Genomic DNA, 26,010 nt, shown 5'->3' with positions numbered 1-26,010 from the left:
AGGACGGGCGCTGTGACCCGTCCCGACAGGATGGCATCAGGCCGCGGTCATGTCGATGACATAGCGGTAGCGCGCCTGTTTGTTGACGACCTTTTCACAGGCCGCGCCGATCTGATCCGGGGTGATCATCTCATAGGACGCGGCCACGCCATGGTCGGCGGCAAAATCGATCACGGCCTGGGTCTCCGCAATCCCGCCGGTCATGGAGCCGGCAAGGCTCTGGCGGTTGAACGCCATCATCATGCCCTGAGCGCCCTGAACCTCGAACAGCGCACCGACATTGACCAGCGTTTTGTCGAGTTTCAACATGTTGAGGAAGGGCTGCATGTCATAGGCCACGGGAACGGTAGAGATCATCAGATCAAAGCTCATCGCCTGTTGCGCAAGCGCCTCTTCGTCGGACCAGAGATAGGCCTCGGTGGCGCCAAAGGCCTTGGCATCGGCGAGTTTGGCCTCGGAGGTGGTGAAAACCACAACCTCGGCGCCTTTCGCGACGGCGAGTTTCACGGCGAGGTGGCCCAGACCGCCCATACCGATCACGCCATAGCGCTGACCCGGTTTCAGATCCCAGTGGTTGATCGGCGAAAACGTGGTGATGCCCGCACAGAGGAGCGGCGCAAACCCCGCAAGGTTCACCCCCGGCGGGATGCGCAGGGCGAACTCTTCCTTGACGACGATCTTCTTCGAGTAACCGCCATAGGTCACACCGCCGGAGATTTTATCCTCTGAGCCATAGGTAAAGGTTGTGCCGTTGAGACAGTTCTGTTCCCGGTCAGCGACACAGTTGGCACATTCCCCGCAGCTGTCCACCATGGTGCCGACACCGGCGTAATCGCCCTCGCGGAATTTGATCACATCCGCGCCCACGGCGACCACACGACCGACCATCTCGTGACCCGGCACCAGCGGATAGACCTGTTGGCCCCAGTCGCCTTTGTAGGTGTGAATGTCGGAGTGACAGATCGAGCTGTACATGATCTCGACCACCACGTCCTTCGGCCCAGCGGCGCGGCGCGTGATGGTGTGGCGGGCAAAGGAGCCCTCGGTGTCGAAGGCGGCCCAGGATTGCACCTGACTTTCAGAGAGGGAGGTCTCAGAGAGGGCATTGGCGTCTTGGGCCTGAGCGGCCCCGGCAAAGCCGGTCGCAGCCAAAGGTGCGGCCACAGCAGCGGCGGCCCCGGCAGTCAGAAAGCCACGACGGCTCTCGCCCTCACGGGTCAGGAATTCGGGGGAGGAGTTACAGGCGTCACACATGATCTCTTTGGCGTCCTTTTGTGGGAAGGGGGCAAATACATGCAGATAGGATGACGCAAAACGCGGCGAGGATAATCGCCAATCCATGCAAGCCATTCATGAGAGGTCATCATGAATGCGTTGAGGGAAGGGGCCATGATCCGAGAGGGGGCGCGACCTAAGTTGTCTTCAACATGTATCAAACGAGAGAGGACTACCTATGAAACTCGCACTTGGCCTGACACTGGCCCTGGCCCCCGCCGCACTCTTTGCCCAATCCGTCGAAATCTCCCACCATCACGAACGCCCCGGTCAGATCGGCAGCGACGAGACCTTTACCGGCACCGCCTATGTCGCGCCGGTCTTTGCGCCCGAGATGCATGACGTGAGCGCCGGTGAAGTGACCTTTCTGCCGGGGGCGCGCTCCGCGTGGCACACACATCCGGCGGGCCAGATGTTGGTGATCACCCACGGGACGGGGTGGACCCAGGAACGCGGACAGGAGAAACAGATCATCACCGCAGGCGATGTGGTCTGGTGTCCGCCGGGGGTCGAGCATTGGCATGGCGCCACCGACAGCACCTCTGTGACGCATTACGCCATTCAGGCCAGCGTCGAAGGTTCTGCGGTGGAATGGGGCGAGAAAGTCACGGATGCCGAATATGGCGAGTAAGCTGAGGCCCGCGCTGGGGCTGGCCTTGGTGCTCAGCTCTGGTGTGACAGCTGCGGCGATGGCGCAGGGGATGACGCCGGGGGAGACCGTCTTGGACGGTCTCGACTACCCGTGGGACATCGAGGCACTGGGCGATGTGATCTATGTGACCGAGAAAGCGGGCAGTTTGGGCCTGTTCGATGGGGAGGGCTTTACGCGTCTGCCCGTCGAGACCTCTGTGCCGATCCTCAATCATCGTGGCGGGGGGCTTTTGGGCCTCGCGCTGCGTCCCGATTTTGCCGAGACCAGCCGCGCGGTGCTCTATCATCACGCAGGTACGCCCGAGGCGCGGTACAATCGGGTGATCGAGGTTGCGAAAGACGGGGAGAGCTGGCGTGAGACCCGTGTGCTCTTGGACAATATCCCCGGCCATCCGCTCTACAACGGCGGGCGCGTGGCCTTTGGGCCGGATGGGATGCTCTATGTCACCACCGGTTGGGTCGAGGACCGCGCGCTGCCGCAGGATGTGAACAGCCTTGCTGGCAAGATCCTGCGCCTGACACCCGACGGCGCGGTGCCCGAGGACAATCCTTTCCCCGGCTCGCCTGTTTATTCCCTGGGGCATCGCAACCCACAGGGGATCGCTTGGGACGCCTCGGGCCAGATGTTTGCCGCAGAGCACGGGCAATCCGGCCACGATGAGGTCAATCGCATCGTCGCGGGGGGCAATTACGGCTGGCCGTTGATCCAAGGCGATGAGACCCGTGAGGGGATGCAGGCGCCTTTTGCGCACTCCGGTCGTAGCACCTGGGCGCCGTCCGGGCTGACATCTTCGGGGCAGGGGCTTTTGCTCGCCGGACTTCGGGCAGGTGCGGTGCTTGGCATCTCCGAGACGGGGGAGGTCACAGAGGCTTATGGGGCCTATGGCGCAGGCGAGCGTCTGCGCGATGTGCTTGTTGTGGGCGATGAGGTCTATGCCATCACCACCACCCGTTCGCCGCGTCGCGATGGTGCCTCTGAGGATCGGCTCGTGCGGCTCGCGCCATAACGATCCCGTTATGAGCCTCGCATAATCCGTCGACTTTATGAGTCTGAAACATATATCATGAGGGAACCCGTTAGATGATCACCTCCCAACCCCCGGCTTCCCTCATGATACGCGAGAATATCAACGACCTCATCGCCTTCGCCGCCGTGGCCGAAGAGCGTAGCTTTACCAAGGCGGCGGCGCGTCTCAACGTGTCGCAATCGGCGCTGAGCCATACCATCAAGGGGCTGGAACAACGCCTCGGGCTGCGGCTTTTGACCCGCACGACCCGCACCGTGGCGCCGACGCTGGAGGGCGAGGACCTTTTGGCCACCCTCAACCCCTGTTTCGAGAAGATCGAAAGCCGGTTGCAGGCGCTCAACGATTCCCAGGATACGCCCACCGGCACCGTGCGGATCGTTGCCGTGGAATATGCCATCGAGAGCATCCTCTGGCCGAAACTCTCGCCGGTGCTCAAGCAATACCCGTCGGTCAATGTCGAGTTCGTCATGGACTACGGCTACACCGATCTGGCCGCCTCGCAATGTGATGCGGGCGTGCGCTACGGCGATCAGGTCAGCGACGGCATGATTGCGATGCGGATCGGGCCGGACGAGCGGATGATCTGTGTCGGCGCGCCGGAGTATTTCGAGGCGCTGGGCGCGCCGAAAGTGCCGCAAGATCTGGTCGATCACCGCTGCATCAATCTGCGGCTTTCGACCCATGGCGCGCTTTATGCTTGGGAATTTGAGGACAAGGACGGGCAGGAGATCAACGTCAAGGTCAAGGGGCAGGCCTGTTTCAACACCGTCAACCCGGTGCTTCAGGCGGCGATTGACGGGCATGGGCTGGCGCTGGTGCCTGAGCGTCTCGCGCAACCGCATCTCGACCGCGGGGCGCTCAAGATGTGCCTCGATGACTATTGCCCGAATTTCCCCGGATTTCACCTCTATTATCCCAGTCGCCAGAGGCCGTCCTCGGCCTTCACCGTGGTGTTGGAGGCGCTTCGAGAGCGCGGGTAAAGCGTTTCGAGGGGGATTGATGAAAGCGGCTCATAAGTGGGGTGATGCTGAGCGGCATTAACCGCGCGGTGATCCGCCCCATATGTCTGGAAACACAACAGGAGTTCCCATGACGTTTTCGAAAAAGACCCCGATTGCCGCCTCCGCCTTTGCCCTCGTGACCAGCGCTGCTCTGGCGCAGGATGTGCGCGACACCGTGCCCTCGTCGCTTGCCCAAGTCGCCCCGGCGCTTGAGGCCTACACCTCTGAGACCATCCTCGGCTCCGAGTGGGAAAGCGAGGCGATGTCGGTGCGCGACCGTGCGCTCGTGACCTTTGCCGCCCTGATGACGCGCCATGAGACCGAAAACCTCGCAAGCTATGTGACGCTGGCGCTGGACGCTGGTGTGACGCCTGCGGAACTCTCAGAGACCATCACCCATCTGGCCTTCTACACCGGTCTTGGCAACGCCACCGCCGCCGCCGAGGTTGCGGCACCTGTGTTCGAGGCCCGTGGCATCACGCCCGACAGCCTGCCCGGCGCGGACGTCGAGTTTCTGCCGCTGAACCAAGAGGCAGAGGACGCGCGCGAAGAGCTTGTCAGCGGCAATTTCAGCGATGTTAGCATCGGCGTGGTGGACAACACCCGCGACGTGCTGTTCCGCGATCTCTGGCTGCGCCCGGACCTCGCACCGCGTGACCGCAGCCTCGTCACCGTCGCCGCCCTCATCGCCGCCGGTCAGCCGGAACAGATGACATTCCACCTCAACCGCGCCATGGACAATGGTTTGACCCAAGAGGAAGCCGGCGCCATGCTGTCGCATCTCGCCTTCTACGCGGGCTGGCCGAAGGTCTTCTCCGCTATGCCGGTCGCGAAAGAGGTGTTCGAGAACCGGGCAGAGTAAACTGAGGCGCTGAAAGGAGAGTTTGGCATGAAAATCGGCATTCTGGGATCGGGTCTCATGGGCGGCAAACTGGGCCGCATCTGGGCCGAAGCGGGTCATGACGTGACCTTTTCCTACGCCAGGGATCGTGCCAAGCTCGACCGGCTCGCAGGCGAGGTCGGCGCCTCTGCGGGCAGCGTGGCCGAGGCGGTCGAGGAGGCCGACGCGGTGCTTTTGGCGGTGCATTGGTCGCGCCGCGCCGATGTTTTGGAGCAGGTGGGCGATCTGGCGGGCAAGGTTGTGCTGAACTGCTCTTTGCCTTTGAACGACAGCAACACCGCGTTGGTCGTCGGCACCACCTCGTCTGGCGCAGAAGAGCTTGCGAAACTGCGGCCCCACGCCCGTTGGGTGTCCTGTTTCAACACCAACCCGTCAGAGAGCTTTTACCCGGTCTTTGCCCGTAGGGGGCAGGGACCTGCACCGCAGGTCATGACCTATGGCGATGACAAGAGCGCCAAGGAGATTGCTTTCGATCTGATCCGCGATGTCGGGTTCGAGCCGCTGGACTGCGGAGGCCTGCACAACGCCCGCTTTATCGAACCCTTCGCTATGGCGACGGTCGAGCTGGCTTACGTTCAGCCCGGCGGCCCGGCACTGACCTATCGTTTTGACAAATTGCGCGGCTAAGACCCGCGTTTCTGAAAGGAGTATCCCCATGAAAATCATCCGTTCCGGCAGCAATCCCTCGATGGCTGGTCCCGAAGATTGGTTCACCGGCACCGTGCGAGTCGATCCGATGTTCCAAGCCGAAGAACCGGGCCGCGTCGGTGGCTCGCATGTGACCTTCGAGCCGGGCGCGCGCACCGCATGGCACACGCACCCCGCAGGGCAGACCATCATCATCACCTTTGGCCGTGGTCGCGTTCAGCGCGAAGGCGGTCCGGTTGAAGAGGTGAGCGCTGGCGATGTCGTCTGGTTCCCGGCGGGCGAGAAACACTGGCATGGCGCCGCACCCGAGAATGCCATGAGCCACTATGCCATTCAGGAAACTGTCGATGGCTCCGCCGTGACTTGGATGGAGAAGGTCGCGGACGAAGATTACAACGGCTGATCTCTGATCTGAGCTGAATGGGGTCACTCATGATTTCCATTCATGAGTGACATCTATTTTGCCCGGATTATCATAGCTCACGCTTTGGCCTAGATTGAGCCCATCAAGATGACACCGGCTGTTCCGGTTGGCGCAAGTGCCACCATGACAGCCCCGTTTGCAAAGCCCGAGCGGCACGCAGGCGGCCAAACGCAAAGAAAGGAAGATCCCATGATCCTTCAAGACACATACACCCTCGCCAATGGCGTCGAAGTTCCGAAACTCGGCCTCGGCACCTGGATGATCGACGACGACAAAGTCGCTGAGTCCGTGAAGGCCGCCGTCAAACTCGGCTACCGCCACATCGACACCGCACAGGCCTATGGCAACGAACGCGGCGTCGGCGAAGGCCTGCGCGATTGCGGCGTGGCCCGCGAAGAGCTGTTCCTGCAAACCAAACTGGATGCAGGCATCAAAGATTACGAAGGCGCGAAAGCCGCCATTCAAGGCTCGCTCGATCTTTTGGGCGTCGACTACATCGACCTGATGATCATCCACAGCCCGACGCCGTGGGAAAACTTCGGCGGTGACGATCGCTTTTTCGAAGGCAATCTGGCCGCTTGGAAAGCCCTCGAAGAGGCTTACAAGGACGGTAAAATCCGCGCCATCGGCGTGTCCAACCACGAGAAAGCCGACCTCGACAACCTGATCGACAACGGCACCGTGGCGCCGATGGTCAATCAGGTGCTGGCCCACGTGACCAACACGCCCTTTGAGCTGATCGATTATTGCCAGAGCAAAAACATCCTCGTGGAAGCCTACTCCCCGATGGGCCACGGCGAGCTGATGAAAAACACCGAAGTGCAGGCGATGGCCGACAAATACGGTGTGAGCCTGCCGCAGCTGGCGATCCGCTATTGTCTGCAACTGGGCCTTCTGCCGCTGCCGAAAACCGCGACGCCTGCCCACATGGAAAGCAACGCCGCCGTCGATTTCGAAATCTCCGCCGAGGACATGGACGCCCTCAAAGTCATGGAGAAAATCAAAGACTATGGCGACGCCAGTATGTTCCCGGTCTACAGCGGCGTGTAATCTGCTAAATTGCTAGTCGCTACGCCTAAAAGGCTCCACGAAAGTGGGGCCTTTTTTATGCAGTCAACAAGTGGAGCAGGGCATCGGCAGGCAAGTCCGATGCATAAAATGCTTTGATGGTTTGGGGAAATATGGCGGAGAGACAGGGATTCGAACCCTGGGTCCCCGTGAAGGGACAACGGTTTTCGAGACCGCCCCGTTCGACCACTCCGGCACCTCTCCGCGGGGGTCTGGTGGCGGGTGATTTATCCTTGCATTCGGGGCGGCGCAACCCCTTTCGTGACATTCTTTTCAGCATATTTACGCTCAATGGCTCGCAAAATCATGCCGCTCGGGCACAAATACGTGTCCAGTCTTGTTCTGCGCTTCACTCTTTGTTTAGCTGTTGGGGTGACATTACGATCGGAAGGGACCGAAATGACTGCGATTGCCACTCCTAAGATGTTTTCCTGCCTGTCCGGCTTTGCGCCGCGCGACGGTTTGAAAAATGGTGTGAAATATACGCTCTTGTCGACAGCGCTTTGTCTTTTCGGCGTGGGCGCGCAGGCGGGCCCAGACGAGGCACAGCTCACGACGCTGATGCAGGCGATGATGTTCGAGGATGTCGTCGATGTGCTCTGCGACGAGGGGGCGGAGATGTCTGAGGATTTCGTCGAGGCGGGTTACGGTGTGCCGAAACCGATGTGGGACAAGATGCTTTCGCGTCTCTACGATGAAGATGTGATGGCCAAGGCGTTTCACGAAGAGATGGGCGAGGCGCTTGGCGATACCGATCTGACGCCGATGATCGCGTTTTACGAGACGGACTTGGGCCAAAAGATCGCCCGGCTCGAACTTGAGACCCGCAGGGCAATGTCCGACGAGGCGACCCAGGAGGTGGCCAATGACGCCTGGGCCCAGCTCGACCCGGATACGGAGCGCGCGCATCTGATCGAAGACTACGTGCAGGTCAACGATCTGGTCGAGATGAATGTCGTGGGCGCGATGAACAGCGATATTGCCTATTATCAGGGCCTCTGGAGCGCCGGGTTCGACAACGCCCAAGGGTCGAGCGACAGCGACATCCTGAACGAGATCTGGGCGTCTGAGCCCGAGGTGCGTGCTGATGTGTCGGAATGGGTCTACGGATTTTCGACCATGGCCTATCAGACGCTGTCGGACGATGAATTCGAGGCCTATATCGATTTCGGTCGCACGGAGGCCGGACAAAAGCTCAATCATGCGCTTTTCTCTTCCTTCGATGCGGTCTATGAGCATGTCTCGCGTGGCCTTGGCGCCGGCACTGCGAAGCTGATGCAGGATTTCGACGGTCAGCAGCTCTGAGCGACGTCGTCTCCAAAGTCTGAGCGGGGCAGGCGGCTGCCCCGGCTCGGTCGCCAAGAGAGGCCTGATCGCCAATATATGCTTGACTTTTAAGCCCCGATTCCCGATATACGCGCCACCCGGCGGACCCTTGGTGCGACCGGGTGATGTGTTTTTGTCCGGAAGTTTTCCAGAAAATCAGGGCCAAAACCGCATCCTAACATGAAAATCTCGTCCCCAAAGGGGCGCGCTGTTTGAAGGCACCTAACGCCGAAACGATACGATTTCGGGGCCACAGAACGCGGGTATATCGAAAGGAAGACTGCATGTTTGCGGTTTTGAAAACTGGCGGTAAGCAATACAAAGTGCAGAGCGGCGACGTTCTTCGCGTGGAAAAACTTGCCGCTGATGCTGGTGAAAAAATCCAGTTCAACGAGATTCTGATGGTTGGCTCCACCATCGGCGCCCCCCTCGTGGAAGGCGCCGGCGTGCAAGCCGAAGTCATCGACCAGATCAAGGGTGAGAAACTCATCCACTATGTGAAGCGTCGTCGTAAGCACTCTTCGCAGCGCAAAAAAGGTCACCGTCAACAGCTCACGCTGCTCCGCATCACCGACATTCTCGAATCCGGTGCGGACAAATCCGGTGTCAAAGCTGCCATCGGCGCGGGCTCAGTTTCCGCTGCTCCGGCTGCTGCCGCTGCTCCGAAGAAAGCTGCTGCCAAAGCTGAGGCTCCGGCCGCTGCTGGTGCAGACGATCTGACCGCCATCACCGGTGTGGGTCCGGCTGCTGCCAAGAAATTGGCCGAAGCAGGCATCACCACCTACGCTCAGCTCGCCGCTGTCGACGTCGACACCTTCGACGCCGTCAAAGTGAAGCCCGAGTGGGTCGCACAAGCCAAAGATCTGGCTCAGTAAGTTACGTTAAGGAGAGAACACCATGGCACATAAAAAAGCAGGCGGCTCATCCCGTAACGGTCGCGACTCCGCAGGTCGTCGCCTCGGCGTCAAACTCTACGGTGGCCAGTCCGCCATTTCCGGCAACATCATCGTCCGTCAGCGCGGCACGAAGTTCTGGCCGGGTGAGGGCGTTGGCCTTGGCAAAGATCACACGATCTTCGCAACCACCGATGGCGTTGTGACCTTCCGCAAAGGTCTCAAAAAGCGCACTTTTGTGGACGTGCTTCCGGTGGCAGAGGCCGCTGAGTAAGCCGACCCACCGTCCAGACATCGGACATCACAATCAGGGGATCGGCGAGAGCCGGTCCCTTTTCTTTTGCGCTTTCTGACTTAAGTAAGATACAGAAGGCCTTGAAAAATTTTAAACTTTCAGGCCAAATCAGCTTTCGCGCATAGGTTTGTTCAGTCGAAGTTAACGGAACTGTCGTATTGGGACGCTAGGCTGTGTCTTCATATCCGACGTCTCGGAACCGACGGGCAGGGCAACCTCTCTTCAGGGAGGAAGAGGACGCGGAAACTCTTTTGGAGGAAGAGGGATGAAAATGGAGACCGTGAAAGACAGAGCCGCACCGGCTGTTTTGGGCAGTGTGGAGGGCATCGTCGCGCAACCGGTGATCGAAACCGATCGCTTTGTCATGCGCCCGCCGCGTCTCTCGGACGCCGGTCTGTTGAATATGTACGCCAGCGACAGTCGCGTGGCGCGCAATTCGCGGTCCCTGCCGCATCCGATGCCGCCGGGCGCGACGGAGGCCTTCGTGGCCCGCGCGTTGAAACCCGAGACCCGTGAAAAAGTCTGGATTCTCGACGGTTCCGCGCATGGTCTGTCCGAAGTTCTGGGCGTGATCTCCCTCAAGCCGCTCGACCGCGATCAATGCGAAGTGGCCTTTTGGGTGGCGCCGAGTTTCTGGGGGACCGGTTTGGCGCGCACCGCGTTGAAGGCGCTGGTCGAGGCCAACCCATTGGGCGCCAAGACGCTTTTTGCCGAGATTTTTCAGGACAATCAGGCCTCGGCCCGTGTCGTGACCGCCGCAGGTTTTGACTATATCGGCGATGCTGAGACCTATTCGGTCGCTCGCGGTGGGCAGGTCCCAACCTGGACTTATCTGCGCAAACTTTAAAGACCTCGGAGATCGGGGTCACCATACTGGAAGACCCCGATGACCCAGCCCATTCTCACCACAGCCCGCCTGACACTCCGCGCGCTTCGTGCCGAGGACGCGCCCGATGTCGTGCGCGCGTTGAACGATTTCGAGGTGAGCAAATGGCTGACCCGCGTGCCTTATCCGTACTCTGTTCACGATGCGAACTGGTTCACCCGCCGGGTGGCGGCGATTGCCTTTGTCTTCGGACTTGAGTTTCAGGGACGGATCATAGGCACCATCGGCTGCGAAGGCGAATTCGGCTATTGGCTGGGGCGCGAGTATTGGGGCAGGGGCTTGATGCCGGAGGCGGCTCAGGCGATCCTCGAGGCCTATTTCGCGCAAGGGCACGACCAAATCGAGGCCGGGTATTTCACCGAGAACGCCCGTTCCTCCCATGTGTTGCGCAAAATGGGCTTTGTCGAGACGGGTCAGTCGCGCAGTTTTAGTCTCGCTCAAGGCCAAGAGGTCGACCGGATCGACATGATCCTGCCCCGCGAGGCCTTTGAGGCGCGAAACGGCAATTGAGTTTAACGTGCGGGCAAGCTACATCTGCCCGAAAGCCCCCATCGACATCCGGTCGCAGGGGCAGCAAAGGATAAGACAATGAAATTCCTCGATCTCGCCAAGGTCTACATCCGCTCCGGCTCCGGTGGTAACGGTTGCGTGTCCTTCCGGCGCGAGAAATTTATCGAATACGGCGGGCCGAATGGCGGCGACGGCGGGCGTGGTGGCTCCGTGATCATCGAGGCCGTCGATGGTCTCAACACGCTCATTGATTTTCGCTACCAACAGCATTTCTTTGCCCAAAACGGCCAGGGCGGCATGGGCAACAACCGCACTGGCAAGGACGGCAAGGACATCATCCTGCGCGTGCCGGCGGGGACCGAGGTGCTGGACGAGGACGAAGAAACCGTGATCGCCGATCTCACCGAAGTTGGGGATACGTTCACTCTGGCCAAGGGCGGCAATGGCGGCTGGGGCAACCTGCGGTTCAAGACCTCGACCAACCAAGCGCCCGGTAAGGCGAACCCGGGCCAACCCGGCATTGACCGCACCATTTGGCTGCGGCTCAAACTGATCGCGGATGCGGGCCTTTTGGGGCTGCCGAATGCGGGCAAATCGACGTTTCTGTCTGTGACGTCGAACGCCCGGCCGAAAATCGCGGATTACCCGTTCACCACGCTGCACCCGAACCTCGGTGTCGTCGGCATCGACAATGCGGAGTTCGTTGTGGCCGATATTCCCGGCCTGATTGAGGGCGCATCTGAGGGCCGTGGTCTGGGCGATCTCTTCCTCGGTCACGTCGAACGCTGCGCGGTGCTTTTGCATCTGATCGACGGTACCTCCGAGGATGTGGTGGCGGATTACGAGACCATCATCACGGAGATCAACAATTACTCGCATATTCTGGGCGACAAGCCCCGGATTACGGTGCTCAACAAGATCGACAGCCTGCTCGAAGAAGAGGTCGAAGAGAAACTGAGCGCCCTGCAAGAGGCCTCCGGCGGGCGGGTCTACACCATGTCGGGCGTCTCGCGTGAGGGCGTCGATACGGTGCTGCGCGCGTTGAAAGCCGAGATTTCCATGGACCGCCTTCGGATCAAACAGGCCGAAGAGGGGGATGACGAGGAAGACACGCCTTGGCAACCCTGACGGCCTCCATGCCCGCAACTCTTGCGGGGGCGAAACGCATTGTGATCAAGATTGGCTCGGCGCTTTTGGTCGAGCGTGGCGAGCTGCGGGCCCAGTGGCTCGATGGGCTGGCGGAAGATGTCGCCATGCTCACGGCGCGCGGCGCGCAGGTGATTTTGGTGTCGTCCGGCTCCATCGCTTTGGGGCGGGGCATTTTGGGTCTGCCGTCGGGGGAATTGCCGCTGGAGCACTCGCAGGCCTGCGCCTCTGTCGGTCAAATCCGCCTCGCGCGCGCCTATCAGGAGGTGCTGGAGCCCCGTGGCATCACCACCTCTCAAGTGCTTTTGACGTTGGAAGACAGCGCGGATCGCCGTCGCTACCTCAACTCGCGCGCCACGCTGGATGCGCTTTTGTCGCTGGGCGTCGTGCCCATCGTCAATGAGAATGACACGGTCGCGACCGATGAGATCCGCTACGGTGACAACGACCGTCTGGCCGCCAATATCGCGGTGACGGTGGGCGCGGATCGGCTGGTGTTGCTCTCCGATGTGGACGGGCTTTACACGGCGAACCCTTCAGTCGACCCGGATGCGCGCCATATCCCGGTGGTCGAGGAGATCACCTCTGAGATCGAGGCGATGGCGGGCGATCCCGTCTCCGGTGTGTCGAAAGGCGGCATGAAGACCAAGGTGATGGCGGCCAAAACCGCAATTTCGGGCGGGTGTTCCATGGCCATCACAGAAGGCTCGAAAGCGCGCCCGTTGAAAGCGCTCGAAGAGGGCGCGCGGGTGACGTGGTTCCTGGCCAAAGAGGACCCGGCGCATGCCCGCAAACGCTGGATCGGCGCGATGAAGCCCAAGGGCGAAGTGCAGATCGACGCAGGCGCCGTGGCGGCACTCGCGAAAGGAAAATCTCTGTTGCCCGTCGGCGTCGAGGAGGTTGTGGGCCATTTTGGCCGCGGCGAACCAGTCGTGGTGCTCGGGCCTGACGGCGCGCGCATCGGGCTCGGGTTGTCGCGTTACACTTCCGAGGAAGCCGAAGCCATCAAAGGCGCGCATTCCGAAGACATACAGGCGATCCTCGGCTATCCCGGCCGGGCCGCCTTGATCCATAGAGACGATTTGGTGACATGACCGATATTGACGTGAAAGACATGATGAAAGACCTGGGCAGCCGCGCGAAAGCCGCGGCGCAGGTGCTGGCGACGGCAACCTCTGAGGCCAAGGAACAGGCGCTGCTGGCGGCAGCCGACGCGCTTTGGGCCAACCGGGCGGAGATCATCGCCGCCAACGAGAAAGACCTCGAATTTGGCCGCAACAAAGGCCTGACGGATGCCATGATGGACCGGCTCAAACTCGATGAGCCGCGCATTCAGGGCATGATCGACGGGCTCAAGGCCATCGCGGCACAAAAAGACCCGGTGGGTGATGTGATCGCGGAGTGGGACCAGCCCACGGGGCTGCACATCAAGCGCGTGCGCACGCCTTTGGGCGTGATCGGCGTGATCTATGAGAGCCGCCCGAATGTGACGGCGGACGCGGGAGCGCTGTGCCTCAAAGCCGGGAATGCGGTGATCCTGCGCGGCGGGTCCGAAAGTTTCCATAGCTCCGGCGCGATCCATGCCTGTCTGGTCGAGGGGCTGAAAGCCGCCGGTCTGCCCGAAGACGCCATCCAGCGCGTGCCGACCCGCGACCGGGCGGCGGTGAGCGAAATGCTGACCATGACCGATTATATCGACGTCATCGTGCCGCGGGGCGGCAAGGGCCTCGTGGGTCTCGTGCAGCGCGAAGCCCGCGTGCCGGTCTTTGCCCATCTTGAGGGCATCGTGCATGTGTTCGTCGATGCCTCCGCCGATCCGGAAAAGGCGATGAAGGTCGTGCTGAACGCGAAAACCCGGCGCACGGGGATTTGCGGGGCGGCGGAATGTCTGCTCATTCACAAGGACATCGCCGACACCTTGGGCTGTGATCTGGTGGCGGCTCTGGTCGAGAAGGGCGTCGATGTGCACGGCGATGCAATGGTGCAAAAGCTGGTCGATCAGGTGACGCCCGCGACGGAAGAGGATTGGGGGCGTGAGTACCTTGATAGCATTATCGCCGCGAAAGTCGTGGCGGATGTCGATGAGGCCATCGCGCATATCCAGCGCTATTCTTCGTCGCACACCGAATGCATCCTGTCTGAGACGCCGGAAAACGTTGAGGCGTTTTTCTCCCGCATCGACAGTGCGATCCTGATGCACAATAGCTCGACGCAATTCGCCGATGGCGGCGAGTTCGGCATGGGCGCGGAGATCGGCATCGCGACAGGCAAGATGCATGCGCGCGGGCCGGTGGGCGCGGAGCAGCTGACGAGCTTTAAATATCTCGTGACCTCGGACGGGGCGGTGCGGGCCTGATCTGAGTATTTAGACTGCAATGAAGACAAAATAGGGCGCGCCAAACCGGCGCGCCTTTTCTTATGCCATCAGAGAGATCACACCGTCGCCGGAGCCCTGTGTGATCCGGCGCCCGAGGGCGGCGGCTTGCAAAGGGGCGAGGATAAACTGCACCTGAGAGGGTTTCAGCCCCTCGGTGCCCGTCACACTGCCGAGCCGGGCCCAGAGATCGGGCGCCGGTTCAAGCCGCGCAGAAGAGGCGCGAATTTTCCATTGGCTGGTGGAATAGGTCACCTTGATTTCACCGCCACGGGGCAGGGCGGTTTCCAGACACATGAGCATCAGACAGGCCAGTTTGACCTCTTCGCGCGGCAGGTCTTCGGCGGGGTCCCAGACATAGGTGAGCCGCGGTGTGGAGATTGCGTTCAGGATGCCGGAGATTTCGGCGCGCGAGGTCATCTGACCGACGGAGGCCATGCCGAAAGCGATGCGAAAGAATTTCACCCGGGCATTGGCATTGTCCACGCTTTCGGAGATAAGGCTAAGCTCTGGGCCGGTTCCCGCGCCCGACATGGCCATCAATTCGACACCGTTCGAGATCGCGCCCACCGGGCTGATCAGGTCGTGACAGATACGGGAACCGATCAGGGCGGCGATGTCGCGTGTCATGTCACGTTTCGTGTCTTTTGGCGCATCTGTGGGCATGTCGTGGGTCATTCAAGTCTCCGTTTTTGGCCGGTCAGGCCGGTATTTCGAGGAAGAAACCGATGCAAAATCGCACTCTGGACGATCTCAATGCCATGCTGGAGCCGGGCCAGATGGTGCGCCACCCGCAGGAGCCCGATTGGGGGCTGGGTCAGGTGCAATCGAACATCAACGGCAAGTTGACGGTGATGTTTCAGCATCAGGGCAAGGTTGTGATCGACAGTCGGCGGCTTGCGCTCCTCCCCGTTTTCGACTGAGGCCCGGTAGAGGCCGTGTCGCGTGGCGTTTGCGCCCTATGGTGGCGCGAATTGGTCAGATATTCAACCTAAGCGGTATTCGCGCCGCATGGAACCCCGCCAGTCTGTTGCATTGAAATCAACAAAATCTTAAAACCCGCCCACCTGTCACCTGTCAGGGCCAAGCAAAAGAGATCGCCATGAGCGCAGAGGCGCAGCCGTTCCAGTTGAAATTCGCCGAGACCGAGGCCGATCTGCGCGCGGCGCAGCGTTTGCGCTATCGGGTGTTCGTTGAGGAACTGGGCTCCGACGGCGAGATGGTGGATCATGAGGCCAAGCTTGAGGCCGACCGCTTTGACCCGGATTACCAGCATCTCATGTTGATGCACCCGACGCGCTCTGACGATCCGTTGGAGCAATGCGTCGGCGTTTACCGGCTTTTGACCGGGGAAAAGGCCGCAGACTTGGGTCATTTCTATTCCGAGGGCGAATACGATCTGACGGCTTTGAAAGCCTCCGGAAAGCGGCTTTTGGAACTGGGCCGGTCCTGCGTGGCGCGCGAGTATCGCGGTGGCGTGGCGCTGTTTCAGATGTGGGCGGGGCTGGCGAAATATGTGATCGAAGAGGGCTATGACGTGCTCTTCGGCACGGCCTCGTTTTTCGGCGCAGATGTGGCGCAACATGCCGAGGCTTTGTCCTTGCTGCATTCCCGACATCTGGCGCCGGAGGCCCTGCGGGCCCGGGCACAAGAAGCGCATTTCCAGAGCATGGATTTGGTGCCCGAGGACCAGATCGACCGCAAACGCGCCATGCTGGCGATCCCGCCGCTGATCAAGGCTTACCTGCGGATGGGCGGTACTGTGGGCGAGGGCGCTTTTGTGGATCGCGCGTTCAACACGGTCGATGTGCTGTTGATTCTCGACGTCGACCAAATCTCCGAACGCCAGCGCGCAATGTACACCAAGGGCATGGACAAAGGGGGAAAACGATGAGCGGACCTCTCTGGGAAAGCCGCATTCCGCCGTCCGAACCTGCGCCCGTCAAAGGCGGCACATGGCGGATGATCCGCCGTGGTCTGCCGGTGATCCTGCTCATCGTGATCTGCATGGTGCTGATGTTTGCGACCCGCGCGGTGGAGCGGTTGATCTATGGATTACGACGCCCGTGGTCGTCGTCTTACCCGCGTTTCGTGTCGCGCAACGCGCTGCGGCTCATGGGGGTCAAACTCAGCGTCAAAGGCCAGCCGATGCGGCATCACGGAGCGGTTGTGGGGAACCATTCGACCTGGCTCGATATTTTCGTGCTCAATGCCGTGCAGCGGATTTTCTTTGTCTCAAAAGCCGAGGTCGCGAATTGGCCCGGCATCGGCACGATGGCCAAGGCGACCGGCACGGTGTTCATCAACCGCGACCGAAAAGAGGCCGCCGAACAGAAACGCGTGTTCGAAGAGCGGTTGCACCTCGGGCATAAACTCTTGTTCTTCCCGGAAGGCACGTCCAGCGATAGTCTTCGGGTTTTGCCTTTCAAACCAACGCTTTTTGCCGCCTTCTTTACGCCGGAACTGCGCGAGGAGGTCTGGATTCAACCCGTCACCGCGCGCTACATCGCGCCTGAGGGGCAAGACGTGCGGTTCTACGGCTGGTGGGGCGACATGGAGTTCGGGCCGTCTCTGGTGCAGGTTTTGAAAGCCAACCCGCAAGGCCGCGTCGAGGTGATTTTCCACGATCCGATTGCGGTGAAAGACGTCAAGGATCGCAAGGAGATGGCCGCCAGATGCGAGGCAGCGGTGCGGTCCGGGTTGCCGGAGATTCCGGTGGAGTATGTGGATGTTTGAATAAATCTGGTTTGTTTTTTTGGAGTGTTTTTATGAGTTTGTCCCAAAGATTTCGTTGGAAAATCATTGTTTTATCCATTCAAGGGGTGGGGGTTTCTCTGTCTGTTCTCCTGATTTTCCTGACCTATCTCTCGCGGGATCAGGTTGAAGCGCGACTGCAATCGCTGGCGATGCAAAAGGTTGAGTCCTATGCCGCTTCTGTGTTGGATGCGTCGGAAAAGACGGATTCAGGTGGGACATCAAAGCTACTATCGGCGCTTTCCCGAAGGTTTGCGGAGGAGACGGAGGTGCTGCAGGGCCAGCGGAAAGATACAATCGCGGCGCTGGTGGCCTATGCTCTCTCAGACCAGTGTGATGACAATTGTGTCATGTTTACGGGCGGAGCCGCGATGATTTTGGAAGCGTCGCGTGTTCAGAAGATTGCAGAGCTTGAGATCGGTCAGAAAACGGTCGCGGACCTCATTGCTGCGCGCTACGAAAAGACGGTCGCAGCACTTGTGTCCGATATACGGCAGTTCGGAACGGTGAACGTGATCGTTCTGGTTTTGATGGCCGTGCTCGTCGTCTTCAAAGATCATCTGAACTTGCAAACGACCACCTTTTCTGTCGCCCTGACGGGCTATACGGCCTGGGCGAGCTATAGCTATTTTTTCCGGCAGAATTGGGCCATGACGATTTTGACTCAGAATTGGGCCGCACCCGCTTATCAGGCGGGGATGATTTTCGTGATGTTTCTTTTGATCGACTGGGTGTTCTTGCGTGGTATCGTCACGCGTATCGTCGGGAATGTTATCTCGTCAGTGATACCGGGCTGACGCTCAACGTCACCCCATCGCCGCGATCAACGCGCCCAAGGCGGCGACGGGATCTTCCGCCCCCCAAATTTCCTCACCCACGGCGAAGAAATCGGTCACGGGGGTCAGCTCTTTGACGATCTCGATGGAGAGCGCGCCCTCGGCCACCACCGGCACTTCGATCATCGCCGACCACCAGTCGAAGAGATCGCGCGGCGCTTTGGTGCCGTCGCCCAGATCGGTGTCGCCCACGGGGCCAAAGGCCACGTAATCCGCGCCCGCTTCGCCCGCCGTCATGCCGTCATGACGCGACGCGCCACAAAAGGACCCGACGATGGCGTCATCGCCCAGGGTCTTGCGCACCTTGCGGATCGAGCGCGCGCCATCGGTCAGATGCACGCCATCGAGGCCGTGACGCTCCGCGAGCGCCACATGGCTTTCGATCACGATGGCCACATCGCGGGCGTGGCACACTTCGCGGCAGGCGTCGGCGGCCTTGCCCAGCACATATTCGTCTTTCGAGGCCAACACGAGGCGCACACAGGCCACCTCATGCGCATCCAGCACAGCCGCCAGTTTCGGCGCAAAGTCTTCCGGCTCAAAAGCTGTCGGCGTCAGCAGGTAGATCTGCGGCAGTTCGGATTGCGGCTCGGACATTTGGGCACCTCAGGTGGAGTTTTGCCCGCTATAGCGTAAGCGACGCGCCGGGGGAAGCCTTGCTCATAGGGGGAAATGCCGCTAATCGGCAGGCAAAGCCGAAAGGAAACGCCGCCATGTCCGAAAAGCCAGACGTCATCACCCCCGCCATGATCCTTGTGCGCCCGCAGATGGGCGAGAACATCGGCGGCGCCGCGCGTGCGATGTGGAATTTCGGTCTGGACCGGATGCGGGTTGTGGCGCCACGGGACGGCTGGCCGAACCAGAAAGCGGTGGCGATGGCCTCCGGCGCGGGGCGGCTGCTGGACGAGGCGGGATTGTTCGGCACGGTGCGCGAGGCGGTGGCGGATTGCGATTACGTCTTTGCCACGACCGCCCGGATGCGCGGCATCACCAAACCGATCATGACGCCGGAACGCGCGATGGAACATGCCCGTGCTTTGGTCGCGGAGGGCAAGAAGGTCGGCGTGATGTTCGGCCCCGAACGCGCGGGGTTGGAGAATGAGGATGTGGTCGAGGCCAATGCCATCGTGACCGTGCCGGTGAACCCGGCGTTCGCCTCGCTCAATCTGGCGCAGGCGGTGTTGCTCATGTCCTACGAATGGGGGCGCCAGACCACGGAAGTTCCCCCCGAGGTCATGGAAATGGCCAAGACTGAATGGGCAGGTCACGTCGAGGTCGAAAAGCTCGGCGATCACTACGAAGAGGTGATGGAGGAAGCTGGGTTCTTTTTCCCAGAGCACAAGGCCGAGAACATGAAGCTCAACCTTCGCAATCTCTGGTCGCGCATGCCTTTGACGCGGGCCGATGTGCAAATCCTGCACGGGGTGATGCGTCAAATGAAGCGCTGGAAAGAGCGCGGGTAAGCGGTTCGAGTGTCACTCAAACAGAAAGAGAGCGCGAGGTAAACCTCGCGCTCTTTTGCGTTTTCAAGACGTGGATTACGACTGTGGGCGCACCACGAGCGGGTATTGCCCCTCAAAGGCGGGTTTGCTCGGGTCGGGTTTCGCTTGTGGCACCACCAAAAGCCCGTCTGGTGCGGTCTGTTGTACCGGGACCAGATAGCTGCCCGAGACCCAAAGCGGGGCGGCACCATGGGCAGACACTTTCACCCAACCGCCGCTGTGCCCCAGTGCGGTGAGCGGCGTGCCGGGCGCATAGGCGGTGACGGCGTGATAGCCGGTGCCGGGACCAGAACGCGCGTTGAGCGTCACGCCGGGTTTGACCTTGTAATCCGCCCTGTAATCCGCGTGCGCCACCGCCTGCGTTTGTGCTGTGGCGGCGGTGGGGGCGAGCATCGGAGCGGTGATGAGCGCGGCGCCCATCAGGGTGGCGGCGAGAATGTTGCGTTGAGCCGTCATGAGAGCTCTCCTTTCGTCTGTACGAAGGAGAAACGCGGCAGGAACCGGGCAGGGTTCCCCAAAACTTTGTCTCTCGGCGGTAACTTGCCGCAAGTTTGCCCAGTCGCCCCTTGTGAAATTCATCCCGAAACGCTTGCCCTTCGCGGTGGACGAACCTAGGGTCTGGGCACGCAACGAGACGAGACTCCAAGAGACCCAAATGGCACAAAAACGCAGCATTTTCGAAGAGGTGGGCACGGATCAAAAGCCCAAAACCGCAACGGAGTCCAAGCCCAAAGGCGGGCTGATCGAAAAGGGCAACCGGGGCGCGCGCAGGGGCATCCGGGCGTGGCTTATGGTGATTTTTGCGCTGGTGATGATGATGATCGCCGTGGGGGGGCTGACGCGTCTCACGGACAGCGGGTTGTCGATCACCGAGTGGAAACCCGTGACGGGCGCCGTGCCGCCGATGGATGAGGCCTCATGGCAGGCGGAGTTCGAGAAATATCAACAAATTCCGGAATATACGCTGCAAAACGAAGGCATGAGCCTGTCGGAGTTCAAATCTATTTATTGGTGGGAATGGGGCCATCGTCAGCTGGGCCGCGTGATCGGACTCGTCTGGGCGCTTGGATATGTCGGCTTTGCGGCCGCCAAAAAGGTCCCGACTGGTTGGCACAAACGCCTGATTTTCATTGGCGCTTTGGGCGGGCTTCAGGGCGCGATTGGCTGGTGGATGGTGTCCTCGGGGCTGACCGGTCAGATGCTCGATGTGGCCTCTTACCGTTTGGCAATCCATCTGGGGTTGGCCTTTATCATCCTCGGATTCATCGCGTGGTATGTTTTCCTTCTGGGCCGAACTGAGGGTGAGCTGATGCAGGCGCGGCGCGCCAAGGATGCAAAACTTTTCGGCATGTCCACCGGCATGTTGCATTTCGCCTTCCTGCAAATCCTCTTGGGCGCTCTGGTTGCCGGCATCGACGCAGGCCGGGGCTATACCGACTGGCCCTTGATGGGCGGGCAGGTCTTGCCGCCCGATCCGTTCTACATCGCGCCCGTCTGGCGCAATTTCTTCGAAAACCCGGCGCTTGTGCAATTCATTCACCGTGTCGCGGGCTACCTGTTGTTTGCTTTCGGTGTCGTGACTTGGCTCAAAGGCCGCAAATCTGCGAATAAAACCACCGTGGCTGCCTTTAACATGATGGGCGCTGTCCTGTTCCTGCAAGTCGTTCTGGGCATCGTCACCGTGCTGCACGGCGCGCCTTTGGCTTTGGGGCTTGCGCACCAAGTGGGCGCCGTCGCGCTTTTCGTGGCGATCTCCCGCGCGCGGTTCCTGAGCCAATTTCCGAAACCCCAATCGGTCCGGGAGGGCCTTTGAATGTCTGCCTATGATGAGTTGATGAGCTACACCCGCGAGACCGAGGCGCTTGGCGCCATCATGGGACGGCTGAGCTGGGATCAGGAAACTATGATGCCGCGTGGCGCCGCCGAGCAGCGGGGCGAGGAAATGGCCGCTCTCGAAGGCGTGTTGCACGCCCGGCGCACCGATCCGCAGATTGGCGCATGGCTGGAGGCGATCGACGCTTCCGTGTTGGGCGAGGTGGGGCTGGCCAAACTGCGCCACATCCGCCGGTCCTATGAGCGCAACACCAAAGTGCCCGCCAAATTGGCCGCTGAGATCGCGCGGGTGACCTCGGTCGCTCAGGGCACATGGGCCGAGGCCCGTGCCCGTGATGATTTCGCCCATTTTGCACCGACCTTCAAAGAGGTGGTGCGCCTGCGCCGCGAAGAGGCGGCGGCTCTGAAAGAGGGCACGGATTTCGACCTCTGGGACGCGCTGCATCAGGATTACGAACCCGGCTCGACGGGGGCAGAACTCGACGCGATGTTCGGCGCGCTGCGCCCGCGTCTGGTGGCGCTTCGCGATAAAATCATGGGCGCGGATCAGCCCAAAGGCCTCTCTGGCACCTTCGATGAGACCAAACAAATGGCCCTGACCGAAGGCTTGGCCGCCGCTTTCGGCTATGACTTCGCCCACGGCCGCGTCGACAAGGCGGTGCATCCGTTTTCCTCCGGCTCGGGTCTGGACGTGCGCATCACCACGCGCACCAACCCCGAAGATCCGCTCAACTCGATCTATTCGACGATCCACGAAACCGGGCATGCGTGCTACGAACAAAACATCTCGCGCGACTATTTGCTGACCCCTCTGGGCGAGGGCGTGTCGATGGGCGTGCATGAAAGCCAGTCGCGGATTTTCGAGAACCAACTGGGCCGCTCGCGCGCTTTCACAGAATACCTCTACGGCCAGATGCGCGACACTTTTGGCGAGATCGGTGTGAACAGCGCCGAAGAATTTTACGCCGCCGTCAACCGCGTTACGCCGGGTTACATCCGTACGGAAAGCGACGAGGTCCAATACAACCTGCATGTGCTGCTGCGCTTCGATCTCGAACGTCAGATCATCGGCGGAACGCTGGAGATCGACGATCTGCCGGAGGCTTGGGACACGCGCTTTGAGGCGGATTTCGGCGTCAAGGTCGACAAGGTCTCGAACGGCTGTTTGCAGGATGTGCATTGGCCCGTTGGGTTGTTCGGCTATTTCCCGACCTATTCTTTGGGCAATGTCTACGCCGGCTGCCTCGATAAGGCGCTGCGCAGCGACATCCCCGATCTCGACGCGCAGATGGCCAAGGGGGATACCAAGGCGGCCACCCGCTGGCTGGCGGAGACCCTGCAACAGTTCGGTGGCCTGCGTGAGCCGCGCGACACCATCGTACATGCCTGTGGCTTTGAACCCACCGAGGCGCCGCTTTTGGATTATCTCGAAGAGAAATTTGCGGGCATCTACGGGTTCTGAGTATTTGAACAGCAAAGGAGACATCGCCCTGAGCGGTGTCTCAGTTCGGTAAAATCGACCGGGTAAAAGGTGAGTCTCGTGGCGCGTTGGCTAAAGGTAGTGTTGCCGCTGATCTGTTTGATCGTGGGAATGTTCGTGATCTATTTTTTGACGCTCTGGAGCGATCGCGATCTGGTTTCTCTGAGCTTTGTCATCGGCTTTCCCTTTGTGGCTGGGGGCGTTTTCACGGTTTTTCGTCCAAGAGGCGCGTTTCGGGGATTGATCGGCCTGATCTTCTGGATCGTTCTGGTCATGGTGCTCAGCCTTGCGGGCTCACAGGTCTCGGGGTTCGAGGGGCTGATCTGCATCGCCATGGCGGGTGTGCCGATGATTGGGGCAGCACTTTTGGGCGGGGTAATCGCCCTGACCGTGCGACGCGCCAAGGTGGATCGCAAGACCACGACGGGCGTCTATCTTTTGCCTCTTTTGGCGTTTGTGGCGTTGGATCAGCTTCCCACTGCGCCGCGGATTTACGCGATCTCCAACACGGTCGTGATCGACGCACCTGCCGACGCGGTGTTCGAATTCGTCAAAGAGATCCGCGACATCCCTCCCGAAGAGATTGACACCCGTGCCTCGCATCTTTTGGGCGTGCCGAAACCGACAGAGGCGCTTTGGTTCGAAGGCGCTGACGGCGTGGTGCGGCAGTCCTCTTGGGGCGATGAGGTGCGCTTTCTCGAACATATCACCCGCATCGTGCCGGGGCGTGTGATCGAATGGCGCTTCGAGTTTCCCGAGGGCTGGGCCGAGGGCGTCGAAGACCCGCATTTGCAGGTCGGCGGCGCCTATCTCGACATTCTGAGCGGCGGCTATGAGATCGAGCCGATGGGCGACAAGACCCGGCTGACCCTGACCACGCGCAGTCTTGATCGCTCAGGGTTCGGGGCCTACGCGCGGTTCTGGCATCATTTCTTTATCGAGGATTTCCATCTGGTGATCCTCGATCTGGTCAAGCACCGGATGGACGCCGCCTGACCCTAGAGAGCGTCCCGCGCGACGAACCAAGGTTCGCATTTGGCGCGGATATAGGGCCAAAGCTTCGGGCAGCCACGGGCGATTTTGACGCCGACGCGGCTGTCGAGCTGGTGCAGTTTCACGTCATAGGTCCGCCAAGAGCCACCGTCATCGGCGAGGTTGTGCAGCACCGGCTGGCAGCGGTCGATGGATTTGGCATAGATCGCGGTCGGTGTTTCAGCGGCCTCGAACTCGTCCCAGATGGCGCGGAACTCTGTCGCTTGGTCTGAGGGCAAAAGGCCAAAGAGCCGATCTGCCGCGACGAGTTCCGCCTCTTCCTGAGCTTTCAGGGCCTCGGGCGTGACGGCGCCGTGGATCGGCGTGTCGCCGGCGTCAACCTCGACGATGTCATGCAGGAGGAGCATTTTGAGCGCCAGATCGACGTCCACGCCGGGGGCGGCATGATCGGCAAGCGTCAGCGCGTAGAGCATGATGTGCCACGAGTGCTCGCCAGTGTTTTCCTTGCGCGACCCATCGGCAATCGGCGTGGCGCGGTAGACGGTTTTCAGGCGGTCCGCCTCGCACCAGAAGGCAAAGCGTTGGGCGAGGGTGGGATCGGTGTCCGCGCCTTCGAAGGCGGCTTGCGTAAAGGCGAAAAGCTCCGGCAGGATGTCTTTGGTTTTCACCGCACGGCCCCGGCGCAGGTTGCCCGCAACGATCTCGCGCTCTTCGTCCAATTGCACCTTGGCGCCAATGCTTTGCAGCGCGGGCGCGAGGTAGTCGATGGATTTCGCAAACCGCGCGGTCTCGGTCTCCATCGCTTCGAATTCGGTCCAGATGGCACGGAAAGTCGTCGCCAGATCCTCGGGCAAAAGCCCATAGATGCGGTCGGCGGCGGCGGCCTCGCGCACGGCAATGTCGTCGGTGTCATAGAGGATGTGGATCGGATGATCGCCCGCGTCGACCTCGACGATGTCATGCAGCATGAGCATCTGGATCACGCGGCTCAGATCGACCTGATCAGAGGCCAGCGGCGCCATGAGGAACGCCAAAAGACAGGCGTGCCAGCTGTGTTCGGCGGAGTTTTCGAACCGGGAGCGGTCCATGACCTGATTGGCGCGCTCCACCGTCTTGAGCCGGTCGGCCTCCATCAGGAAAGCGTATTGGGCGTCGAGGCGGGGGGAGGCGCTGTCTTTGGGCATGGGGTCTCTAGTATTCGATGTCATCCTCTGAGCCCGGCGGGGGCGCGGAGGCTTCGAGGCCAGCCTTGGCCTCGGCGATGCGTTTTTGCAAATACGCGCGCGCGCGGGCCTCGGAGAGGCGAACGCGCGCGGCGGTGAGAAAGGCTTCTTGCGTGGTGATGGACGAGGCGCCGATCACGCGGGCCACGTCCTGGATCAACTCGTCGGAGCCGACAATGTCGAGCGCCTCGATGGTCTCTTTCGCCAGATCGTCGGCGATGTCCTCCATGATCCCCATAACGCGTTCCTCAGCGGGTGTTTTCGGTCAGACGACGGCGGACATAGTCGTCCACGGAGCCGATCATCTGTTCCATATGCGGGTCTTCAAAGAAGTGGCCCGCGCCCTCGACTTCCTCATGGGTGATGGTGATGCCTTTTTGCTCGTGGAGCTTGTTCACCAAGGACTGCGTGTCCTTCGGCGGCGCCACACGGTCGGCGGTGCCGTTGATGATCAGACCCGACGACGGGCAGGGTGCCAGGAAGGAAAAGTCGTACATGTTGGCGGGCGGAGCGACCGAGATAAAACCGGTGATCTCCGGGCGACGCATCAGCAATTGCATGCCGATCCAGGCGCCAAAGGAGAAGCCCGCAACCCAGCAATGTTTCGCATTGGGGTTCATCGACTGAAGGTAGTCGAGCGCGGAGGCCGCATCGGACAATTCACCCACGCCTTGATCATATTCGCCCTGAGACCGGCCCACACCGCGGAAATTGAACCGCAGCACGGTGAAGCCCATGTTGTGGAAGGCGTAATGCAGGTTGTAGACCACGCGGTTGTTCATCGTGCCGCCGAATTGCGGGTGCGGATGAAGAATGATGGCGATGGGGGCGTCTTTTTGCGGTTGCGGGTGGTAGCGGCCTTCGAGCCGGCCTTCGGGGCCGGGAAAAATCACTTCGGGCATAGTCGTCCCTGTCTCCTCATGTCGCTGCGGCCTGACAGGCGGGTCCCGAAGGGCATCTTCA

The 26,010-nt window shown here is 60.7% G+C and carries 30 protein-coding genes and 1 tRNA gene; 23 read left to right on the top strand and 8 right to left on the bottom strand.

Annotation, left to right across the window (positions count from 1 at the left end; all coding sequences use genetic code 11):
- Positions 1–36 precede the first annotated feature (36 nt).
- Positions 37–1,341 (bottom strand): NAD(P)-dependent alcohol dehydrogenase, encoded by a 1,305-nt coding sequence (locus ACN0X0_RS00965; RefSeq protein WP_417277635.1) that lies wholly within the window; start codon positions 1,339–1,341, stop codon positions 37–39.
- A 112-nt stretch (positions 1,342–1,453) separates the two neighbouring features.
- Between ACN0X0_RS00965 and ACN0X0_RS00960 the strand changes: the two genes are divergently transcribed.
- From ACN0X0_RS00960 to ACN0X0_RS00930, 7 genes are all read left to right on the top strand, one after another.
- Positions 1,454–1,906 (top strand): cupin domain-containing protein, encoded by a 453-nt coding sequence (locus ACN0X0_RS00960; protein ID WP_417277634.1) that lies wholly within the window; start codon positions 1,454–1,456, stop codon positions 1,904–1,906.
- Complete coding sequence (locus ACN0X0_RS00955) at positions 1,896–2,933, top strand: PQQ-dependent sugar dehydrogenase (RefSeq protein WP_417277633.1); 1,038 nt, start codon at positions 1,896–1,898, stop codon at positions 2,931–2,933. The genes ACN0X0_RS00960 and ACN0X0_RS00955 overlap by 11 nt, the downstream gene beginning before the upstream one ends.
- A gap of 104 nt (positions 2,934–3,037) precedes the next feature.
- The gene (locus ACN0X0_RS00950) at positions 3,038–3,934 is read left to right on the top strand and encodes a LysR family transcriptional regulator (protein ID WP_417277632.1); all 897 of its coding nucleotides are present in this window, start codon (positions 3,038–3,040) and stop codon (positions 3,932–3,934) included.
- Positions 3,935–4,043: 109 nt separating this feature from the next.
- Positions 4,044–4,817, top strand: a complete 774-nt coding sequence (locus tag ACN0X0_RS00945) for a carboxymuconolactone decarboxylase family protein (RefSeq protein ID WP_417277631.1) — start codon at positions 4,044–4,046, stop codon at positions 4,815–4,817.
- A gap of 27 nt (positions 4,818–4,844) precedes the next feature.
- Positions 4,845–5,483, top strand: coding sequence for an NADPH-dependent F420 reductase (locus ACN0X0_RS00940; RefSeq protein WP_417277630.1), 639 nt, complete (start codon positions 4,845–4,847; stop codon positions 5,481–5,483).
- A gap of 28 nt (positions 5,484–5,511) precedes the next feature.
- Positions 5,512–5,907: a cupin domain-containing protein gene (locus ACN0X0_RS00935; RefSeq protein ID WP_417277629.1), complete on the top strand. Its 396-nt coding sequence runs from the start codon at positions 5,512–5,514 to the stop codon at positions 5,905–5,907.
- 210 nt (positions 5,908–6,117) lie between these two features.
- On the top strand, positions 6,118–6,978 hold the full coding sequence (locus ACN0X0_RS00930) for an aldo/keto reductase (protein ID WP_417277628.1): 861 nt from the start codon (positions 6,118–6,120) through the stop codon (positions 6,976–6,978).
- Positions 6,979–7,110: 132 nt separating this feature from the next.
- Here ACN0X0_RS00930 and ACN0X0_RS00925 read toward each other — a convergent pair.
- Positions 7,111–7,200 (bottom strand) — tRNA-Ser (locus ACN0X0_RS00925).
- A gap of 195 nt (positions 7,201–7,395) precedes the next feature.
- On the opposite strand from ACN0X0_RS00925, the gene ACN0X0_RS00920 reads away from it, so the two are divergent.
- From ACN0X0_RS00920 to ACN0X0_RS00885, 8 genes are all read left to right on the top strand, one after another.
- Positions 7,396–8,301, top strand: coding sequence for a DUF2059 domain-containing protein (locus tag ACN0X0_RS00920; protein WP_417277627.1), 906 nt, complete (start codon positions 7,396–7,398; stop codon positions 8,299–8,301).
- Positions 8,302–8,606: 305 nt separating this feature from the next.
- Positions 8,607–9,197 carry a 50S ribosomal protein L21 gene (locus ACN0X0_RS00915; RefSeq protein WP_417261407.1) on the top strand — a complete coding sequence of 197 codons (591 nt, stop codon included), beginning with the start codon at positions 8,607–8,609 and terminating at the stop codon, positions 9,195–9,197.
- Positions 9,198–9,219: 22 nt separating this feature from the next.
- Complete coding sequence (rpmA, locus tag ACN0X0_RS00910; protein WP_167600543.1) at positions 9,220–9,489, top strand: 50S ribosomal protein L27; 270 nt, start codon at positions 9,220–9,222, stop codon at positions 9,487–9,489.
- Between the two features lie 286 nt (positions 9,490–9,775).
- Positions 9,776–10,357, top strand: coding sequence for a GNAT family N-acetyltransferase (locus tag ACN0X0_RS00905; protein WP_417277626.1), 582 nt, complete (start codon positions 9,776–9,778; stop codon positions 10,355–10,357).
- A gap of 39 nt (positions 10,358–10,396) precedes the next feature.
- On the top strand, positions 10,397–10,906 hold the full coding sequence (locus ACN0X0_RS00900; protein WP_417277625.1) for a GNAT family N-acetyltransferase: 510 nt from the start codon (positions 10,397–10,399) through the stop codon (positions 10,904–10,906).
- Positions 10,907–10,984: 78 nt separating this feature from the next.
- A complete protein-coding gene (gene obgE / locus ACN0X0_RS00895) occupies positions 10,985–12,034 on the top strand; it encodes a GTPase ObgE (RefSeq protein WP_417277624.1) in 1,050 nt (349 codons plus the stop codon).
- Positions 12,022–13,146, top strand: a complete 1,125-nt coding sequence (proB, locus tag ACN0X0_RS00890) for a glutamate 5-kinase (protein WP_417277623.1) — start codon at positions 12,022–12,024, stop codon at positions 13,144–13,146. Before obgE ends, proB begins: the two co-directional genes overlap by 13 nt.
- Positions 13,143–14,408 (top strand): glutamate-5-semialdehyde dehydrogenase, encoded by a 1,266-nt coding sequence (locus ACN0X0_RS00885; RefSeq protein WP_417277622.1) that lies wholly within the window; start codon positions 13,143–13,145, stop codon positions 14,406–14,408. Before proB ends, ACN0X0_RS00885 begins: the two co-directional genes overlap by 4 nt.
- 60 nt (positions 14,409–14,468) lie before the next feature.
- Here the strand turns inward: ACN0X0_RS00885 and ACN0X0_RS00880 are convergent, their stop codons facing one another.
- On the bottom strand, positions 14,469–15,104 hold the full coding sequence (locus ACN0X0_RS00880) for a histidine phosphotransferase family protein (protein WP_417277621.1): 636 nt from the start codon (positions 15,102–15,104) through the stop codon (positions 14,469–14,471).
- 65 nt (positions 15,105–15,169) lie between these two features.
- Between ACN0X0_RS00880 and ACN0X0_RS00875 the strand changes: the two genes are divergently transcribed.
- From ACN0X0_RS00875 to ACN0X0_RS00860, 4 genes are all read left to right on the top strand, one after another.
- Positions 15,170–15,349: a DUF3553 domain-containing protein gene (locus ACN0X0_RS00875; RefSeq protein WP_167600825.1), complete on the top strand. Its 180-nt coding sequence runs from the start codon at positions 15,170–15,172 to the stop codon at positions 15,347–15,349.
- A 179-nt stretch (positions 15,350–15,528) separates the two neighbouring features.
- On the top strand, positions 15,529–16,320 hold the full coding sequence (locus tag ACN0X0_RS00870; protein WP_417277620.1) for a GNAT family N-acetyltransferase: 792 nt from the start codon (positions 15,529–15,531) through the stop codon (positions 16,318–16,320).
- A complete protein-coding gene (locus tag ACN0X0_RS00865) occupies positions 16,317–17,162 on the top strand; it encodes a lysophospholipid acyltransferase family protein (RefSeq protein ID WP_417277619.1) in 846 nt (281 codons plus the stop codon). The genes ACN0X0_RS00870 and ACN0X0_RS00865 overlap by 4 nt, the downstream gene beginning before the upstream one ends.
- Positions 17,163–17,194: 32 nt before the next feature.
- Complete coding sequence (locus ACN0X0_RS00860) at positions 17,195–17,977, top strand: hypothetical protein (RefSeq protein WP_417277618.1); 783 nt, start codon at positions 17,195–17,197, stop codon at positions 17,975–17,977.
- Between the two features lie 9 nt (positions 17,978–17,986).
- Here ACN0X0_RS00860 and ACN0X0_RS00855 read toward each other — a convergent pair whose 3' ends face one another.
- Positions 17,987–18,613 (bottom strand): thiamine phosphate synthase, encoded by a 627-nt coding sequence (locus tag ACN0X0_RS00855; protein WP_417277617.1) that lies wholly within the window; start codon positions 18,611–18,613, stop codon positions 17,987–17,989.
- Between the two features lie 116 nt (positions 18,614–18,729).
- Between ACN0X0_RS00855 and ACN0X0_RS00850 the strand changes: the two genes are divergently transcribed.
- A complete protein-coding gene (locus ACN0X0_RS00850) occupies positions 18,730–19,479 on the top strand; it encodes an RNA methyltransferase (protein ID WP_417261417.1) in 750 nt (249 codons plus the stop codon).
- A gap of 75 nt (positions 19,480–19,554) precedes the next feature.
- Here ACN0X0_RS00850 and ACN0X0_RS00845 read toward each other — a convergent pair whose 3' ends face one another.
- A complete protein-coding gene (locus ACN0X0_RS00845) occupies positions 19,555–19,974 on the bottom strand; it encodes an SH3 domain-containing protein (RefSeq protein ID WP_417261418.1) in 420 nt (139 codons plus the stop codon).
- 199 nt (positions 19,975–20,173) lie between these two features.
- On the opposite strand from ACN0X0_RS00845, the gene ctaA reads away from it, so the two are divergent.
- The 3 genes from ctaA (at position 20,174) to ACN0X0_RS00830 (ending at position 23,827) form a co-directional block, all read left to right on the top strand.
- Positions 20,174–21,331 (top strand): heme A synthase, encoded by a 1,158-nt coding sequence (gene ctaA / locus ACN0X0_RS00840; protein ID WP_417277616.1) that lies wholly within the window; start codon positions 20,174–20,176, stop codon positions 21,329–21,331.
- Complete coding sequence (locus ACN0X0_RS00835) at positions 21,332–22,813, top strand: carboxypeptidase M32 (RefSeq protein WP_417277615.1); 1,482 nt, start codon at positions 21,332–21,334, stop codon at positions 22,811–22,813.
- 78 nt (positions 22,814–22,891) lie between these two features.
- Positions 22,892–23,827 carry a polyketide cyclase/dehydrase gene (locus ACN0X0_RS00830; RefSeq protein ID WP_417277614.1) on the top strand — a complete coding sequence of 312 codons (936 nt, stop codon included), beginning with the start codon at positions 22,892–22,894 and terminating at the stop codon, positions 23,825–23,827.
- A gap of 2 nt (positions 23,828–23,829) precedes the next feature.
- On the opposite strand, the gene ACN0X0_RS00825 is transcribed toward ACN0X0_RS00830, so the two are convergent.
- The 3 genes from ACN0X0_RS00825 to ACN0X0_RS00815 are packed head-to-tail and all read right to left on the bottom strand — an operon-like array spanning position 23,830 to position 25,949.
- Positions 23,830–25,008, bottom strand: a complete 1,179-nt coding sequence (locus ACN0X0_RS00825; protein WP_417277613.1) for an HD domain-containing protein — start codon at positions 25,006–25,008, stop codon at positions 23,830–23,832.
- A gap of 7 nt (positions 25,009–25,015) precedes the next feature.
- Positions 25,016–25,285 (bottom strand): hypothetical protein, encoded by a 270-nt coding sequence (locus ACN0X0_RS00820; RefSeq protein ID WP_417277612.1) that lies wholly within the window; start codon positions 25,283–25,285, stop codon positions 25,016–25,018.
- Between the two features lie 10 nt (positions 25,286–25,295).
- Complete coding sequence (locus ACN0X0_RS00815; protein ID WP_321363849.1) at positions 25,296–25,949, bottom strand: alpha/beta hydrolase; 654 nt, start codon at positions 25,947–25,949, stop codon at positions 25,296–25,298.
- Positions 25,950–26,010: the final 61 nt, after the last annotated feature.

Source organism: Celeribacter sp. (genome assembly GCF_048270365.1).
Classification (GTDB): domain Bacteria; phylum Pseudomonadota; class Alphaproteobacteria; order Rhodobacterales; family Rhodobacteraceae; genus Celeribacter.
This window is presented reverse-complemented; position numbering and strand designations above follow the sequence as displayed.

Bases quoted from the DNA above. Each gene is read 5' to 3' on its own strand.
- ACN0X0_RS00845 (WP_417261418.1), bottom strand. From the start codon at position 19,974: ATGACGGCTCAACGCAACATTCTCGCCGCCACCCTGATGGGCGCCGCG.
- ctaA (WP_417277616.1), top strand. From the start codon at position 20,174: ATGGCACAAAAACGCAGCATTTTCGAAGAGGTGGGCACGGATCAAAAG.
- ACN0X0_RS00865 (WP_417277619.1), top strand. From the start codon at position 16,317: ATGAGCGGACCTCTCTGGGAAAGCCGCATTCCGCCGTCCGAACCTGCG.
- ACN0X0_RS00955 (WP_417277633.1), top strand. From the start codon at position 1,896: ATGGCGAGTAAGCTGAGGCCCGCGCTGGGGCTGGCCTTGGTGCTCAGC.
- ACN0X0_RS00835 (WP_417277615.1), top strand. From the start codon at position 21,332: ATGTCTGCCTATGATGAGTTGATGAGCTACACCCGCGAGACCGAGGCG.
- ACN0X0_RS00920 (WP_417277627.1), top strand. From the start codon at position 7,396: ATGACTGCGATTGCCACTCCTAAGATGTTTTCCTGCCTGTCCGGCTTT.
- ACN0X0_RS00935 (WP_417277629.1), top strand. From the start codon at position 5,512: ATGAAAATCATCCGTTCCGGCAGCAATCCCTCGATGGCTGGTCCCGAA.
- ACN0X0_RS00870 (WP_417277620.1), top strand. From the start codon at position 15,529: ATGAGCGCAGAGGCGCAGCCGTTCCAGTTGAAATTCGCCGAGACCGAG.
- ACN0X0_RS00945 (WP_417277631.1), top strand. From the start codon at position 4,044: ATGACGTTTTCGAAAAAGACCCCGATTGCCGCCTCCGCCTTTGCCCTC.
- ACN0X0_RS00815 (WP_321363849.1), bottom strand. From the start codon at position 25,949: ATGCCCGAAGTGATTTTTCCCGGCCCCGAAGGCCGGCTCGAAGGCCGC.
- rpmA (WP_167600543.1), top strand. From the start codon at position 9,220: ATGGCACATAAAAAAGCAGGCGGCTCATCCCGTAACGGTCGCGACTCC.
- ACN0X0_RS00855 (WP_417277617.1), bottom strand. From the start codon at position 18,613: ATGTCCGAGCCGCAATCCGAACTGCCGCAGATCTACCTGCTGACGCCG.
- ACN0X0_RS00940 (WP_417277630.1), top strand. From the start codon at position 4,845: ATGAAAATCGGCATTCTGGGATCGGGTCTCATGGGCGGCAAACTGGGC.
- ACN0X0_RS00820 (WP_417277612.1), bottom strand. From the start codon at position 25,285: ATGGGGATCATGGAGGACATCGCCGACGATCTGGCGAAAGAGACCATC.
- ACN0X0_RS00860 (WP_417277618.1), top strand. From the start codon at position 17,195: ATGAGTTTGTCCCAAAGATTTCGTTGGAAAATCATTGTTTTATCCATT.
- ACN0X0_RS00915 (WP_417261407.1), top strand. From the start codon at position 8,607: ATGTTTGCGGTTTTGAAAACTGGCGGTAAGCAATACAAAGTGCAGAGC.
- ACN0X0_RS00850 (WP_417261417.1), top strand. From the start codon at position 18,730: ATGTCCGAAAAGCCAGACGTCATCACCCCCGCCATGATCCTTGTGCGC.
- ACN0X0_RS00900 (WP_417277625.1), top strand. From the start codon at position 10,397: ATGACCCAGCCCATTCTCACCACAGCCCGCCTGACACTCCGCGCGCTT.
- obgE (WP_417277624.1), top strand. From the start codon at position 10,985: ATGAAATTCCTCGATCTCGCCAAGGTCTACATCCGCTCCGGCTCCGGT.
- ACN0X0_RS00950 (WP_417277632.1), top strand. From the start codon at position 3,038: ATGATACGCGAGAATATCAACGACCTCATCGCCTTCGCCGCCGTGGCC.
- ACN0X0_RS00960 (WP_417277634.1), top strand. From the start codon at position 1,454: ATGAAACTCGCACTTGGCCTGACACTGGCCCTGGCCCCCGCCGCACTC.
- ACN0X0_RS00825 (WP_417277613.1), bottom strand. From the start codon at position 25,008: ATGCCCAAAGACAGCGCCTCCCCCCGCCTCGACGCCCAATACGCTTTC.
- ACN0X0_RS00880 (WP_417277621.1), bottom strand. From the start codon at position 15,104: ATGACCCACGACATGCCCACAGATGCGCCAAAAGACACGAAACGTGAC.
- ACN0X0_RS00965 (WP_417277635.1), bottom strand. From the start codon at position 1,341: ATGGATTGGCGATTATCCTCGCCGCGTTTTGCGTCATCCTATCTGCAT.
- ACN0X0_RS00885 (WP_417277622.1), top strand. From the start codon at position 13,143: ATGACCGATATTGACGTGAAAGACATGATGAAAGACCTGGGCAGCCGC.
- ACN0X0_RS00905 (WP_417277626.1), top strand. From the start codon at position 9,776: ATGAAAATGGAGACCGTGAAAGACAGAGCCGCACCGGCTGTTTTGGGC.
- ACN0X0_RS00930 (WP_417277628.1), top strand. From the start codon at position 6,118: ATGATCCTTCAAGACACATACACCCTCGCCAATGGCGTCGAAGTTCCG.